The organism is Nannocystis sp. (assembly GCF_016714285.1).
Lineage (GTDB): Bacteria > Myxococcota_A > Polyangia > Nannocystales > Nannocystaceae > Nannocystis.
On sequence record NZ_JADJNN010000003.1, the window covers coordinates 383,612 to 395,777 of the forward strand.

Consider the following 12,166-nt stretch of genomic DNA (forward strand, 5'->3'; position numbering starts at 1 on the left):
TAGGAGTGCAATGTGGCTCGATTGGTTGGATGCGCGGGGGACCCCGGCGAGGGCCGCAGTCTACTGCATGAGGCGCGCGGCTGCAGGCTCGATCGTCACGGGCGTGAGTGAGGGGCCGCGCGCCAGGTCAGGCCGAGCCAGAGTCTGAGTCAGAGGCCGATGGGGTCGCCCCAGGCGGCGAGCGGGCCGAACCCGACGGTGCCGTTGTCGCCGCCGACGTGGACCTCGTTCAGGACGCTGCCGCCGGCGGCGCTGCCCTGCCAGATGCCGTCCAGCTCGAGGGCCGTGAGGACCCACGCGGGGTCGGAGTAGACCGTGGTGGGATCGAGGGTGCCCATGAGGCCGGGGGGTGCGAGCTCAAGGCGGAGGTCGGCGCGCTCGACGGTGGTGGCGGTGAGGGTGGCCTGGCGGTGCTCGTCGAACTCCTTGGCGGCGGTGACGAAGTCGATCTCGACGTCGACCTCGAGGCGGTCCGTGCACTCGCCGCCGAGGCCGCTCTCGTTGCCGCTGTCGTCGTAGTCGGGGTTCGGCTCGGCGTCGATGAAGCGGACCTCGCCGCCCTCGTGGCGGAGGTCGAGGGTGAGTGGGAGCTGCTTGTTCTTGAGGTCGTCGCTGAGGGTGGTGGGTTCGCCGGCGAAGGTGAGGGTGGTGCTGCGCTGGCCGAGCTTGCCGGCGAGCAGCTCGGCGGCGGAGAAGCCGAGCGGGGAGGGCTCGTCGACGGCGAGCACGGTCGGGGTGTCGATGCAGGGGTTGTTGGGCAGGCCGGTCTCGCCGGTGGTGGCGCCGGTGTCGTCGGCGCTGGAGCTGTTGCTGGCGGTGCCGGTGGGCTCGTCGCTGGTGGCGGTGTCGGTGGCGGTGTCGGTGGCGGCGGTGGTGCTGCTGTCGTCGTTGCCCTTGTCGATCACACAGGCGGCGAGGGGGAGCGAAACTGCCAGGATGCTGAGATGGCGAAGGAGCATGCGGAGCCTGCTTTCATGGGAAGTTAACGCAAGGCCGGGAGGGTAGCAGCGGCGTGCGAGGCGGGCAAAGCGAGGTACCCTCGCGCGCGAGGCGTACGGGTGTCTGGTTGCATCAACATGACGAGGGCGGCGGAGTGTGATGCTGCGAGCGAGGGCGTGGAGGGGCAGCGGCGTGATGCTGCGAGCGCTGCTGCGGCGCGCTGGCGTGCGGTGTGGGCGACGCGGGCGACGGTGGCGACGCGGCCGGACGAGGCGGGCCTGTACCTGGCGCTGGCGCCGATGGATGGGGTGACGGACGCGGTGTATCGCGAGCTGATGACCGGGCTGTACGACGGGCGCAGCGGGATCAGCGTGTGCGTGTCGGAGTTCGTGCGGGTCACGCGAGACGCGGTGCCGGCGGCGGTGCTGCGGCGTGAGGTGCCGGAGCTCGAGCGCGGCGGGCGGACGGCGGCGGGGGTGCCGGTGTTCGTGCAGCTGCTCGGCGGGGATCCGGAGCCGGTGGCGCAGACGGCCCGGACGGCGGCCTCGCTCGGGGCGCTGGGGGTTGACCTCAACTTTGGGTGTCCGGCGAAGACGGTGAACAACCACGACGGTGGGGCGACGCTGCTCAAGTATCCGCGGCGGATCGAGGCGATCGTCGGGCGGGCGCGGGCGCTGGTGCCGGCGCATGTGCCGGTGACGATGAAGATGCGGGTCGGGTGGGACTCGTGCGCGGGGATCGAGGAGGTCGCGCGGGCGGCCGAGGCGGGCGGGGCGGCGTGGATCACGGTGCACGCGCGCACGCGGGCGCAGCTGTATCAGCCGCCGGTGGTGTGGCACGCGCTGGCGCTGGCGCGGGCGGCGGTGAAGGTGCCGGTGGTGGCCAACGGCGATCTGCGGGAGCTGGGGGACCTCGCGGCGTGTGCGGCCCAGAGCGAGTGCGAGGCCTTCATGATCGGTCGCGGGGCGATGGCGCGGCCGGAGTTGTTCGCGCAGATCCGCGGGCAGGTGGACGAGCGGATGAGCGAGGCGGCGCTGGCCGAGCTGCTCATCCGCTACCACGCGATGTTGCTGGCGAGCGGGGTGGTCGCGAGTCGAGCGCTGGCGCGGGTGAAGCAGTGGCTGCGGATGGCGGCCGACATGGACGCCGGGCTGGCGCCGCTGTTTGACGCGATCAAGGTGCTGCCGGCGTGGGAGCTGGTGGCGCCGGCGCTGTCGCGGGGGTGCAGGGGAAGCTGCTGAGCGTGAGGTCCTCGCCGCGCAGCTCGAAGCTGGTGTCGAGGCTGGCGCTGAGGGTGGTCATGCGCTCGCGGACCTGCTTGCCGAGCCCGCGGGTGGCCGGGACGGGGTGCTTGCTGGGGATGCGCTTGATGTACGCGGGGTGGAAGGTGAGGGTCTCGAGGCAGCGCTCGGCGGTGAAGCGGGCGCGCAGGACCCCGGTGAGGCGGGGGATGTCGTGGGTGTTCTCGAACAGGAAGTTGCCGAGCGAGTAGGCGACGGCGCCGCGGCCGTGGCGTTCGATGCCCTGGAGGACGTGGGGGTGGTGGCCGACGACGAGGTCGGCGCCGTGGTCGAGGAGGGCCTTCGCGGCGCGGCGCTGGTGCGGTGCGGGGTCGTCGGCGTACTCCTCGCCCCAGTGGACGAACACGATGATGAGGTCGTGGCTGGAGCGGGCGGCGGCGATGACGGGGCTGAGGAGGGCGTCGAAGTCGGTGGTGGAGAGGAAGGGGAGCTCGGGGGTGCCGTCGAAGTGGGGGGCGTTGCGGCGGGCGGTGACGGCGAGGATGCCGACCTTCCAGTTGCTGCGTTCGATGGTCTCGACGCGGAACAGGGGGGCCTCCGTGCGCGAGGCGCCGAGCGGGATGATGCCGAGCTCGCGGAGGATGGCCGGCGAGTCGAGCATGCCCTGGGCGCGGAGGTCGAAGGCGTGGTTGTTGGCGAGGCTGAGGGCCGTGAAGCCGCCGTCGACGAGGTGCTGGGCCATCTGCTTGGAGGCGCCGAAGCGGTACTGGGCGCCGATCGGGCTCTTCTGGGGGAGGTCGCGGGTCAGCGGGGTCTCGAGGTTGCCGATCAGGAGGTCGGAGCGCATCGTCTCGGCGATCTCGGCGAAGGGGTGGTCGTCGGGGCCGGGGATCGCGTCGAAGGTGTTGTCGCCGCGGTAGCGGCCGAAGATGATGTCACCGACGAAGGTGAGCTCGATCGCGGCGAGGGGGGCGGTGGCCGCGGTGGGTGGTGGGCTGTCTGCTGGGACAGGTGAGCTGTCTGCTGGGACAGGTGGGCTGTCTGCTGGGACAGGTGCGGTTGCTGCGGCCGGTGATGGTGCTGCGGCCGGTGGCGGGGGTGTGGGGGCGGTCGGCGTGGGGCCGCCGCCGGAGCATGCCAGGAGCAGGGCGGGGAGCAGCCAGAGCGCGCGCGCGGACACGGGGGCGGAGTGTGCCCAAAGCGTGGCCGCGGCGCCGCGGGCGCGCCACAGTCGCGATTGGGAGGTGGCCCGCGAGGCGGGTCGCGGGCTCGATCGCTCAGAGGCCGCAGGACCACTTGCCGATGCCGGTGGCGCCGTCCTTGGTGAGCTGGAAGATGCGCTCGCCGCCGGAGCCGTCGGTGGTGACGGCGTTGAGCCACAGCTCGTGGTTGCGGTCGCCGTCGAGGTCGAGGGCGCCGTAGACGGTGTAGGTCTGGGTGTCGTTGGTCGAGGTCTGGATGGGGATCCAGGTGGCGGGGGCGCTGCTGCGCTGGACGAACACGCCGGCGAAGGTGTAGCGCTCGCTGTCCTTCGGGTTGATCTGGAAGATGGAGACGATCTTCTCCGGGGCGTTGTCGGCGTCGAGGTCCTGGAGGGCGACCTGGCGGATCGTCAGCTCGCCCTCGACCTTGGCGAGGGCGGTGAGGGCGGCGATCTCCTCGGCGGAGAGGGAGGGCTTCTTCTCGCTCCAGCTGTCCTCGGGGAGCATGACGACGTTGCGGGCGAGCGACTTCGGGGAGACGGCGTACTCGAAGGCGGCGCCGCCATCGACCGCGGGGACCGAGAGGCTGCTCGGGGTGCCGCCGCTGCCGACCTCGCACAGCGAGTCCTTGGGGGCGCCGATCTTGTCGACGATCTCGCTGTTGCGGGACTTGAGGTAGACCTCGTCGCCCTGCTTGACGAGCTTGAGGCAGTCCTTGCCGCTGGCGAGCTTCTTCTTGTCGTGGAGGTAGCAGGCGAGCGGGATGAGGGCGCCGTCCTCGGTGAAGAACACGGCGCTGGCGTCGGGTGGGACCGGGCCGGCGAGGTCGATCGCGGTGACGGCCTTGTCGAGGCTGGTGCCGGGGTCGCGCTTCTCGTCGGCGGGCGGCGGGGTCACGGCCGGGGTCTCGGTCTTCTTGGGTTCGGTCTTCTTGGTCTCGCCGCCCTGCTGACAGGCGAGGGAGGCGAGGCCGACCAGGAGGCCAGCGGCGAGGGTGACGGGGGCCAGGGACGAGCGGCGTGGCATGCGGGCGCCACCATAGCAACGGGCGGGCGGCGGGGGCTAGGGCGGAAGGCGGGGCGTCGACCTTCCGCCACGGCTGCGGGGTGTGGTGCGCGGGGGCGCGCCTTCCGGTAATGGTGGGGCATGCACGCAGTCCGTCCGCAGTCCGCCGAGCTGGAGATCGTCATCGGCGACATGAACCTGTCGTCGTGGAGCTTGCGCCCGTGGTTGGCGCTGCGGGCCACGGGGTACCCGTTTCGTCAGCGGAAGATCCGGCTCGATCGGGCCGACTCGAAGGCCCAGCTGCGGGCGGCCTCGCCGACCGGGAAGGTGCCGCTGCTCCTCGACGGCGAGCTGGTGATCTGGGAGTCGCTGGCGATCTGCGAGGCGCTGGCGGAGTGGTTCCCGGCGGCGCAGCTGTGGCCGGCGGACGCGGGGGCGCGGGCCTTCGCTCGCAGCGCGGCGTACGAGATGCACGGGGGCTTCGCGGACCTGCGGCGCGAGCTGCCGATGAACCTGCGGGCTCGCATCGTCCGCGAGCCGTCGCCGGCGGCCCGCGCGGACATCGAGCGGATCACGGGGTTGTGGCGCGAGTGTCGGGGTCGCTTCGGCGGCGCGGGCGAGTATCTGTTCGGCGAGTTCACGATCGCGGATTGCATGTACGCGCCGGTGGTGACCCGCTTCCGCACTTATGGCGTGGCGCTCGACCCGGTGAGTCAGGCTTATTGCGCGGCGATGCTGGCCCGGCCGGACATGCGGGCGTGGTACGCCGGGGCGGCGCAAGAGACCGACGAGTGATCGCGCGGGGCAGGGTGTTCATGGGGCAGGTTGCTCGCGGCGGGGGTGTTGCTCGCGGCGGGGTTCGCGGGCATCGTCGGGTGATGCGGTCCATCGCCACCGTCGTGTCCTGCTGTCTCGTCGCGTGCTCGCTGATCGGCGGGGCCGGGTGCGAGCGGGTGCTGGGCTTCTTCTCGGAGCCGAAGGCGCAGGTCGACGCGCCGCAGCGGTATGAGAAGGACGGGGTCTCGTTCGAGTATCCGGGCAACTGGACGGTCAAGGAGGAGACGGCGCAGGAGAATGGGATCGAGCTGCGAACGATCAACGTCGAGAGCGCTGGCAACGCGCTGTTGATGGTCCAGAGCTTTCAGCCGGCGGTGGAGATCGACCTGGCGCAGCACATCGAGCTGACGATGGGGGCGATGCAGGAGGAGGTCGGGAAGCAGGTCGGCGGGCTGGCGGACAGCACCCGCGGGGCGGTGACGGACTTCGAGCGCGAGTTTCTGGGGGCCAAGCGCAGCGGCAAGCAGGCGGCGATCACGATCACGGCGCTGGGCGAGAAGGTGCCGAGCTCGGTGGCGCTGATCGGGGCTGTCCTCGAGGACAGGACGGTGCTGTTGTTCACGACGATCCCCGACGAGGACCGCGAGAGCGTCGAGGCGGGCTTCGATCAGGTGATCTCGAGCTTGCGGCTCGGGGCGGCGAAGCCTGGTTAGGTCAGCCGCGGTGATGCGCCTGCGGCTCGGGTCGGCGAACGCTGCTCAGGGGGTCGCGGTGCTGGCGGTGATGCGGGCCATGGCCTGCTTCGCGGGGGTGGGCAGGCCCTTCTCGGCGGCGGCGCGGGTGGCGAGGATCTTGGCGGTGGTGAGTTCGCCCGCGGCCTCGCTGGCGAGGGCCAGGACCACGAGGGTGTCGGCGGGGCCGCGGCCCTCGCTCTCGTCGACGGACTTGAGGGCGCGCTTGCTGAGGGCGACGGCGCGGGGTTTGTCGCCGGCTTTGGCGGCAGCGAGGGCCTGGGCGGCGAGGGTGATCGGGTGGAGCGGGGCGATGGCGACGGCGCGGTCCTGGGCGTAGGCGAGGGTCTTTGGGTCGTCGCTGACGACGGCGAGCATGGTGAGGCGGGCGGCGGGGTCGAAGGACATGCCGTCGAGCTCGAGGCCCTCGCGCAGGCGCTGCTTCTCGGCCGTGACGTCGCCGGCGCGGCGGGCGAGCTCGGCGAGGCGGATGACGGGCTCGATCGACTCTCGGTTGAAGCTGCGGGCCTTCTCGAGGTGGGGGCCGGCGGACTTCCACTGCGGGCCCTGGAGGAGCACCTCGGCGAGCAGCATGCGCGGGCGGAAGCCGTCGCCGGGGCCCTGGACGAGCTCCTGCAGGGTGCGGGCGGCGGTGGTGTAGTCCTTCTGCTTGATCTCCTCGATGGCCTTGTGGAGGGTGCGGTCGCGGGCCTCGATCTTGCCCTTCGGGCTCGGTTGCCAGCCGGAGATGGTGCGGTCGAGGCGGGCGTGCATCCAGGCGTCGAACTCGGCCTCGACGGTGGGCATCGGCTTGCCGAGGTGCTGCTGGAAGAGGGCCTCGCTGGTGGCGCCGGTGGCGTAGCCCTTGAGCACGAGCATGAGCTTGGGGAGGCCGTAGGTCTCGCCGAGGTAGCGCATGGCCCAGGCGGCGGTGGCGTAGGCGACCTCCATCATGACGGGGCTCTGGGCGCGGAGGAAGGCGAGGTCGAGCTCGCCGAGCTTGCGCAGGCGGCCCTCGCGTCGGGCCTGGGCGAGCAGCTCGGCGCTCTCGCGGGCCCAGCTGGGGTCGGCGAGCTCGGACTCCCACTCGCTGAGGCCTTCGGTGAACCAGCGAGGGACGCGGCCGCGGCTGAGCTTGACGGCGTAGACGTGGGCGAGCTCGTGCCAGAGGACCTGATGGAAGTTGTGGGTGCCGGCGTAGGGGCCGACGCTGGTGATGAGGTTGCCGAAGCACACGCCGACGGCGCCGAGGCTGGGGACGCCGATGGTGCGCACGCTGAAGTCGTCGGGGTCGGCGAAGACCTCGATGCGGAGCGGGCCGGCGTGCATGCCGTAGCGGGCGTCGAGGGCCTTGCGGGCGCGCTCGATGGCGGCGACGAGGTCGGCCTGGACGAACTCGGCGTCTTGTTTGGGGAGGCGGAGGTTGAGGTCGCCGCTGGTGATGTCGGTGTAGTTGGGGTCGATGCGTTGTTCGTAGAGGTCGAGGGTGTTGCGGGTGCGCTCGTTGAAGCGGTCGCGCTTCCAGGCGCGGGCGAGGGCGGCGCGGCCCTCGGTCTCCTTGCCGAGGCGGAGCAGGTTGAGGCCGTGCGCGGACTGCAGGTAGGGGTCGTCGGGGGCGCGGGCGACGGCTTCGCTGAGGATCGCGCTCGCTCTGCTCGTAGAGGTGCATCGAGACGAGGACGTCGTTGAGGGCCAGGTAGAAGGGAGTGGGCGCGGGGGAGAGGGTGAGGGCCTCGTCGCGGGCGCGGGTGAAGGCGGCTTCGTCGTCGGCGGAGATGCCGGCGGCGGCGAGGACGGCGAGGCCGACGGGGTGGCGCGGGTGGACGCGGAGGATCTGGTCGCGGGCGCGGGTGATGGCCTCGTCGCGGCGGCCCTCGACGAGGGCGATGCGGGCGAGCACGCCGTGGGCCTCGGGGTGGCGCGGGTTGGTCTGCAGGGCGGCCTCGGCGGCCTCGCTGGCGGCGGCGAGGCGGAGCTCCTCGAGGTGCGCGAGGGCCATGCCGGCGAGCGCGTCGGGCTGCCAGGCGTCGCGCGCGAGGATCACGTTGTAGGTGTCGGCGGCCTCGCTGGCGGCGTACTTCTCGCGGAACACGGCGCCGCGCAGGAGCAGCACGCGGTCCTGGACGACGAAGCCCGGCTCGGGGCCGGTGGTGGGGGCCGGTAACTTCTCGGCCTCGGCGAGGACCATGTTGGCGTCGTGGAAGGCGCCGCTGCTGCCGCGGGCGAGGGCGGCGCGGGCGACGGCGACGAGGGCCTCGGCGCTGGCGGCCTTGCCGGCGTCGTAGGCGTCGTAGAGGCCGTCCATGAGGGCGCGCGCGGTCGGGTCGGAGCCGCGGCCGGTGCTGACGCGCAGCGCCAGCAGCTCGCCGCGGGCGGACAGGTCGTCGGGGTCGTGGGCGACGGCTTGATTGAGCAGGGTCTCGGCGCCGGCGGGGTCGCCTCGCACGAGGCGCAGGCGGGCGTGCATGCGCAGGCGTGGGTTCATCGCCTTGCCCTTGCCTGGCCTTTCGGACAGGAGGGCCTCGGCGTCGTCGTAGGCGCCGGTGGAGAGGAGGGCGTGGGCGAGGGTGAGGCGGAGGGACTCGTCGGCGGGGGCGCGACGGAGGGCGTCCTTCAAGAAGGTGGCGGCGCCCTCGGGGTTGGCGTGGGCGAGGGCATCGAGGGCGGCGGCGAGGGAGGCGACGGGAGTGGGTGGCGGGCGCTTCGCACGTTCCTTCACGGGTGCGGCGTCGTCGAGCTCGGGGACCTCGACCTCGCGCGGCGAGCCCTCGTCGAGCGTGTCGTCGGTGTCGGAGATCTCGGGGCCCGTGGCAGGCACGATCGTCGCGGGGCGCTTGGTGCAGGCGGTGCCCGAGGCGAGTCCGAGGAGCAGTGAAGCCGCGAGCAAGCGCACAGGAACGTGGCCCACGAACAGACCTCCGATGAGGTGCGTGAGGCGAGGCAGCCGGGGACTACGCATCGGCGGCGAATTCTGCTGGTCAGCGCGCGCTCTGTCAAACGGACGCGTCGCTGCTATGCTGGCGACCATGGCGGCGTCCTCCAGTACCCACACGGCCTACCCGGCCGAGGTCTACGAGACCTTCGACAGCTTCATGCAGCAGGTGATCAAGGATACCTACGAGCGCGGGGCCAAGCGCCCGGAGTTCGTCGCGCTGGTGCTGGCGTCGGGCGAGTTGATCCCGATGGCGTGGGGACGGATGCGGAAGAGCGGGCTGCGCGAGCTGGCGGTGGGCGTGGGTGGGGTGGTCGCGCTGCGCTACGGCCTGGCTTACATCATCAGCGGTCCGGTCGGGCTGGCGCTGACGGGCTTCACGGTGGCGACGATGATCTCGTTCTTCTGGTCGAATCAGAAGGCGGTGCTGGCCCGACGCAAGCCGTACAAGCAGCTGATCAACGACACGCGCGAGAAGTTCGAGGACATCCAGGCTCGCTACCACGACGGGGTGTACGACGCGGGCGAGCGGGCGCTGATGGTCGAGGGGTTGATCCGTCGCATGCTCGGGCAGATCGAGGCGCCGGTCGCCGAGGGCTGAGCGGCGCGCGCGAGCGCTGAAGTCGGCGCCTGCAAGATTGTCCATGCGCGCCGATTCTGTCCGGCGGCGGCCACTTCGGACAGGCGTACGGGCAAGCGTCCGTGCGGCGGTCCAGCGGGCCGAGGGACGATGCGCGAGGAACTGCGTTCACTGTGCTTTGGGACATGGCCGATCGGTCAGGTTCTCGGACTCGAGCACGCGACCCTCCGGGTTTCCGGTCCGGGGCGAGACGCACGAGCGCGGCGGCGAGGTGCGGTCGTCGGTCGAACGGTGGCGGTGGTGCAGGCGTGAGGCGCCGAGGCCAGCGAGGGCGCCGAGCATGACGTCGACGTGGTCGTGGTCCGCCGGGGCAGCGCCAGCGTCGGGACGCTATCGCACCGCGAGCGCATGAGCCAGGTTGGTTGTCTCAGGCTGGCCTGGATCTTGCTGTGGGGTTCGGGTCCTGATGTCGACCAAGCCCGAAGTCCCGTGGGTCTACCTCTGCTTGAAGGTGCAGTACGCGTGGCCGCAGGCGGGTGCGCGGTTGGCCCTCGGCCTCCCGCACGCGTGGCCGGCCAATGCGCTGGGCGAGCCGCGCCAGCCGGTGGGCGTCTCGCAGGGGCTGGCGCTGGCACAGCCGTGATCGCGGGCGCGGCGAGGGTCGCGGCGAGATCGTTGCCGGTGCACGGTGTGGGCGGCCGGCGATGGTCAAGCACGGTGGGTTGTCAGGTCGATGGCGAGTGGGCGTAAGGTGGCGCCCGCCCTGATGGGCGGGAGACGCCATGCAATACCGACAGCTGGGCCGTAGCGGCCTGCGAGTATCGACGCTGTGCCTCGGCACGATGACCTTCGGCGAGGCGGACGCGACCTCGTTCATGCACAACGTCGGCTGCGACGAGGCGACGGCCGGGCGCATCATGGACGAGGCGCTCGCCGCGGGGGTCAACTTCTTCGACACGGCCGATGTGTACGGCAACGACGGGCTCACGGAGCAGGTGATCGGTCGCTGGTTCGCGGCGAGCAAGCGGCGCGACGACGTGGTGCTGGCCACGAAGTTCCGCTTTCGCATGAACAAGGGCCCGAACGGGACCGGGGCGGCGAGGCTCCGGATCGTGCGGGCGGTGGAGGACAGCCTGCGGCGGCTGCAGACCGATCGCATCGATCTGTATCAGGTGCACATGCAGGACATCGACACGCCGGAGGACGAGACCCTGCGCGCGCTCGATGACCTGGTGCGGCAGGGCAAGGTGCTCTACTTCGGGGTCAGCAACTACGCGGCCTACCGCCTGATGGAGAGCCTGTGGACCAGCGAGCGCGAGCGGCTCGAGCGCTTCGTCGCGTTCCAGGCGCAGTACAGCCTGGTGGTCCGCGACATCGAGCGGGAGCACGTGCCGCTGTGCCAGAAGCACGGGCTGGGGATCTTGCCGTGGTCGCCGCTCGCGGGTGGCTTCCTCTCGGGCAAGCTGAGCCGCGACGAGCCGCCGCCGAGCGGGTCGCGGCTGGCGGCGTGGAAGGAGCGGCGCGCGGCCTTCGACAACGATCGCAACTGGAAGATCATCGATGAGCTGCGGGCGGTGGCGCAGGCGTTGGGGGCCACGCCGTCGCAGGTGGCGCTGGCGTGGTGCCTGCAGCGGCCGGGGATCACGTCGGTGATCTTCGGGGCGCGCTCTTCGGAGCAGCTGCACGACAACCTCAAGTCGGCAGAGCTGGTGCTGAGCCCCGAGCTGGCGCAGCGGCTCGACGCGGCCTCGGCGTTCCCGCTCGGATACCCGTACGAGTTCATGCGCAGCATCCAGGGTCGCTGGTAGTCAGTCGGCCACGGGCTCGAGCAGGTACAGCGCGGCGTTGTCGGCGTCGAGGCGGACCCGGCTGCCGAAGGGCAGGGCCGCGTTGCGGGTCGGCAGGTGGCCGAAGGGGAAGCCGGTGACGACCGGCACGCCGAGCACGCCGAGGCGCTCGAGCACGACGGCCTCGGCGTTCGGGCTGTCGGGGTTGCCGGTCGCGGGCTCCTCGCAGGCGTGCAGCTGGCCGACGGCGACGCCCCGGACGCCGCGCAGGGCCCCGCTGCTGAGCAGCTGGGTGAGCGCGCGGTCGATGCGGTAGGGCCGCTCGCCGACCTCCTCGAGCGCGAGGACGCAGCCGGCGAGGCTGGGCATGAAGCGGGTGCCGACGAGCGAGCGGAGGAGCTCTAGGTTGGCGGTGACGAGCGGGCCCTCGACGCAGCCGCCGCGGAGGACGACGCCGGAGCCGGCGACGAGGGCTCCGGGGTCGTCGCCCGTGAGGAGGAGGGCGAGGCGTGCGTGGTCGTCGTTGTCGAGCTCGCCTAACTGGGTGAGGACGGGGCCGTGCACGCCGACGAGGCCGGTGCAGACGTGGGCCCACGCGAGCAGGGCGGTGACGTCGGAGAAGCCGACGATGAGCTTGGGGGCGGCGGCGAGGCGAGCGGGGTCGAGGCGAGCGAGCAGTCGCGTGAGTCCGTAGCCGCCGCGGGCGCACACGATCGCGTCGATCTCGGGGTCGGCCAGCGCGGTGGCCAGCGCGGCGAGGCGTGTGTCGTCGTCGCCGGCGAAGTAGCCGACGCGCGCGGCGAGGTTGGGGGCGAGCGAGAACTCACCCGCAGCGGGGCCCAGGGCGGCTCGCAGGGCCATGATGCCGGCCTCGAGGCGATCGGGCGGGACGGGACCCGAGGGGGCGGCGATGTGGATGCGGGCGCCTGGGCGGATGGCGCGCGGGCGCAGTGGGTGCGGCACGGCGGCGGG

13 protein-coding genes and 1 pseudogene are annotated in these 12,166 nt (G+C 72.0%); 8 read left to right on the top strand and 6 right to left on the bottom strand.

All coding sequences use genetic code 11. The annotated features are described in order from the left end of the window. Window positions 1-149: 149 nt before the first annotated feature. Window positions 150-959 (bottom strand): hypothetical protein, encoded by an 810-nt coding sequence (locus IPJ59_RS09215; RefSeq protein ID WP_293270881.1) that lies wholly within the window; start codon window positions 957-959, stop codon window positions 150-152. A gap of 117 nt (window positions 960-1,076) precedes the next feature. On the opposite strand from IPJ59_RS09215, the gene IPJ59_RS09220 reads away from it, so the two are divergent. After that, window positions 1,077-2,180: a tRNA dihydrouridine synthase gene (locus IPJ59_RS09220; protein ID WP_293270883.1), complete on the top strand. Its 1,104-nt coding sequence runs from the start codon at window positions 1,077-1,079 to the stop codon at window positions 2,178-2,180. Here the strand turns inward: IPJ59_RS09220 and IPJ59_RS09225 are convergent. Beyond that, window positions 2,113-3,360 carry a CapA family protein gene (locus IPJ59_RS09225; protein WP_293270885.1) on the bottom strand — a complete coding sequence of 416 codons (1,248 nt, stop codon included), beginning with the start codon at window positions 3,358-3,360 and terminating at the stop codon, window positions 2,113-2,115. The genes IPJ59_RS09220 and IPJ59_RS09225 overlap by 68 nt on opposite strands. Before the next feature lie 97 nt (window positions 3,361-3,457). Beyond that, window positions 3,458-4,408 (bottom strand): hypothetical protein, encoded by a 951-nt coding sequence (locus IPJ59_RS09230; RefSeq protein ID WP_293270887.1) that lies wholly within the window; start codon window positions 4,406-4,408, stop codon window positions 3,458-3,460. Window positions 4,409-4,528: 120 nt separating this feature from the next. Between IPJ59_RS09230 and IPJ59_RS09235 the strand changes: the two genes are divergently transcribed. Continuing rightward, the gene (locus IPJ59_RS09235; RefSeq protein ID WP_293259712.1) at window positions 4,529-5,182 is read left to right on the top strand and encodes a glutathione S-transferase family protein; all 654 of its coding nucleotides are present in this window, start codon (window positions 4,529-4,531) and stop codon (window positions 5,180-5,182) included. Window positions 5,183-5,286: 104 nt separating this feature from the next. Then, on the top strand, window positions 5,287-5,877 hold the full coding sequence (locus tag IPJ59_RS09240) for a hypothetical protein (RefSeq protein WP_293270889.1): 591 nt from the start codon (window positions 5,287-5,289) through the stop codon (window positions 5,875-5,877). Window positions 5,878-5,922: 45 nt separating this feature from the next. Here IPJ59_RS09240 and IPJ59_RS09245 read toward each other — a convergent pair whose 3' ends face one another. Further along, window positions 5,923-7,224, bottom strand: a complete 1,302-nt coding sequence (locus IPJ59_RS09245) for a gluzincin family metallopeptidase (protein ID WP_293270891.1) — start codon at window positions 7,222-7,224, stop codon at window positions 5,923-5,925. Between IPJ59_RS09245 and IPJ59_RS09250 the strand changes: the two genes are divergently transcribed. Continuing rightward, window positions 7,219-7,584, top strand: a complete 366-nt coding sequence (locus IPJ59_RS09250; protein ID WP_293270893.1) for a hypothetical protein — start codon at window positions 7,219-7,221, stop codon at window positions 7,582-7,584. The genes IPJ59_RS09245 and IPJ59_RS09250 overlap by 6 nt on opposite strands. After that, window positions 7,559-8,059, top strand: a complete 501-nt coding sequence (locus tag IPJ59_RS09255; RefSeq protein WP_293270895.1) for a hypothetical protein — start codon at window positions 7,559-7,561, stop codon at window positions 8,057-8,059. Before IPJ59_RS09250 ends, IPJ59_RS09255 begins: the two co-directional genes overlap by 26 nt. A gap of 390 nt (window positions 8,060-8,449) precedes the next feature. On the opposite strand, the pseudogene IPJ59_RS37695 reads toward IPJ59_RS09255, so the two are convergent. Then, a pseudogene (locus IPJ59_RS37695) lies at window positions 8,450-8,923 on the bottom strand (hypothetical protein); the annotation flags it as partial. Here IPJ59_RS37695 and IPJ59_RS09265 point away from each other — a divergent pair. The 3 genes from IPJ59_RS09265 to IPJ59_RS09275 all read left to right on the top strand — a co-directional run bounded on the left by IPJ59_RS09265 (window position 8,922) and on the right by IPJ59_RS09275 (window position 11,215). After that, complete coding sequence (locus IPJ59_RS09265; protein WP_293259721.1) at window positions 8,922-9,428, top strand: hypothetical protein; 507 nt, start codon at window positions 8,922-8,924, stop codon at window positions 9,426-9,428. The pseudogene IPJ59_RS37695 and the gene IPJ59_RS09265 sit on opposite strands and share 2 nt — an antisense overlap. 445 nt (window positions 9,429-9,873) lie before the next feature. Continuing rightward, complete coding sequence (locus IPJ59_RS09270) at window positions 9,874-10,050, top strand: hypothetical protein (RefSeq protein WP_293259724.1); 177 nt, start codon at window positions 9,874-9,876, stop codon at window positions 10,048-10,050. A gap of 139 nt (window positions 10,051-10,189) precedes the next feature. Continuing rightward, window positions 10,190-11,215, top strand: coding sequence for an aldo/keto reductase (locus IPJ59_RS09275; RefSeq protein WP_293270899.1), 1,026 nt, complete (start codon window positions 10,190-10,192; stop codon window positions 11,213-11,215). On the opposite strand, the gene IPJ59_RS09280 is transcribed toward IPJ59_RS09275, so the two are convergent. Continuing rightward, window positions 11,216-12,157, bottom strand: a complete 942-nt coding sequence (locus IPJ59_RS09280) for a S66 peptidase family protein (RefSeq protein WP_293270901.1) — start codon at window positions 12,155-12,157, stop codon at window positions 11,216-11,218. Window positions 12,158-12,166: the final 9 nt, after the last annotated feature.

Bases quoted from the DNA above. Each gene is read 5' to 3' on its own strand.
- IPJ59_RS09235 (WP_293259712.1), top strand. From the start codon at position 4,529: ATGCACGCAGTCCGTCCGCAGTCCGCCGAGCTGGAGATCGTCATCGGC.
- IPJ59_RS09230 (WP_293270887.1), bottom strand. From the start codon at position 4,408: ATGCCACGCCGCTCGTCCCTGGCCCCCGTCACCCTCGCCGCTGGCCTC.
- IPJ59_RS09270 (WP_293259724.1), top strand. From the start codon at position 9,874: ATGTCGACCAAGCCCGAAGTCCCGTGGGTCTACCTCTGCTTGAAGGTG.
- IPJ59_RS09220 (WP_293270883.1), top strand. From the start codon at position 1,077: ATGACGAGGGCGGCGGAGTGTGATGCTGCGAGCGAGGGCGTGGAGGGG.
- IPJ59_RS09265 (WP_293259721.1), top strand. From the start codon at position 8,922: ATGGCGGCGTCCTCCAGTACCCACACGGCCTACCCGGCCGAGGTCTAC.
- IPJ59_RS09275 (WP_293270899.1), top strand. From the start codon at position 10,190: ATGCAATACCGACAGCTGGGCCGTAGCGGCCTGCGAGTATCGACGCTG.
- IPJ59_RS09245 (WP_293270891.1), bottom strand. From the start codon at position 7,224: ATGCACGCCGGCCCGCTCCGCATCGAGGTCTTCGCCGACCCCGACGAC.
- IPJ59_RS09215 (WP_293270881.1), bottom strand. From the start codon at position 959: ATGCTCCTTCGCCATCTCAGCATCCTGGCAGTTTCGCTCCCCCTCGCC.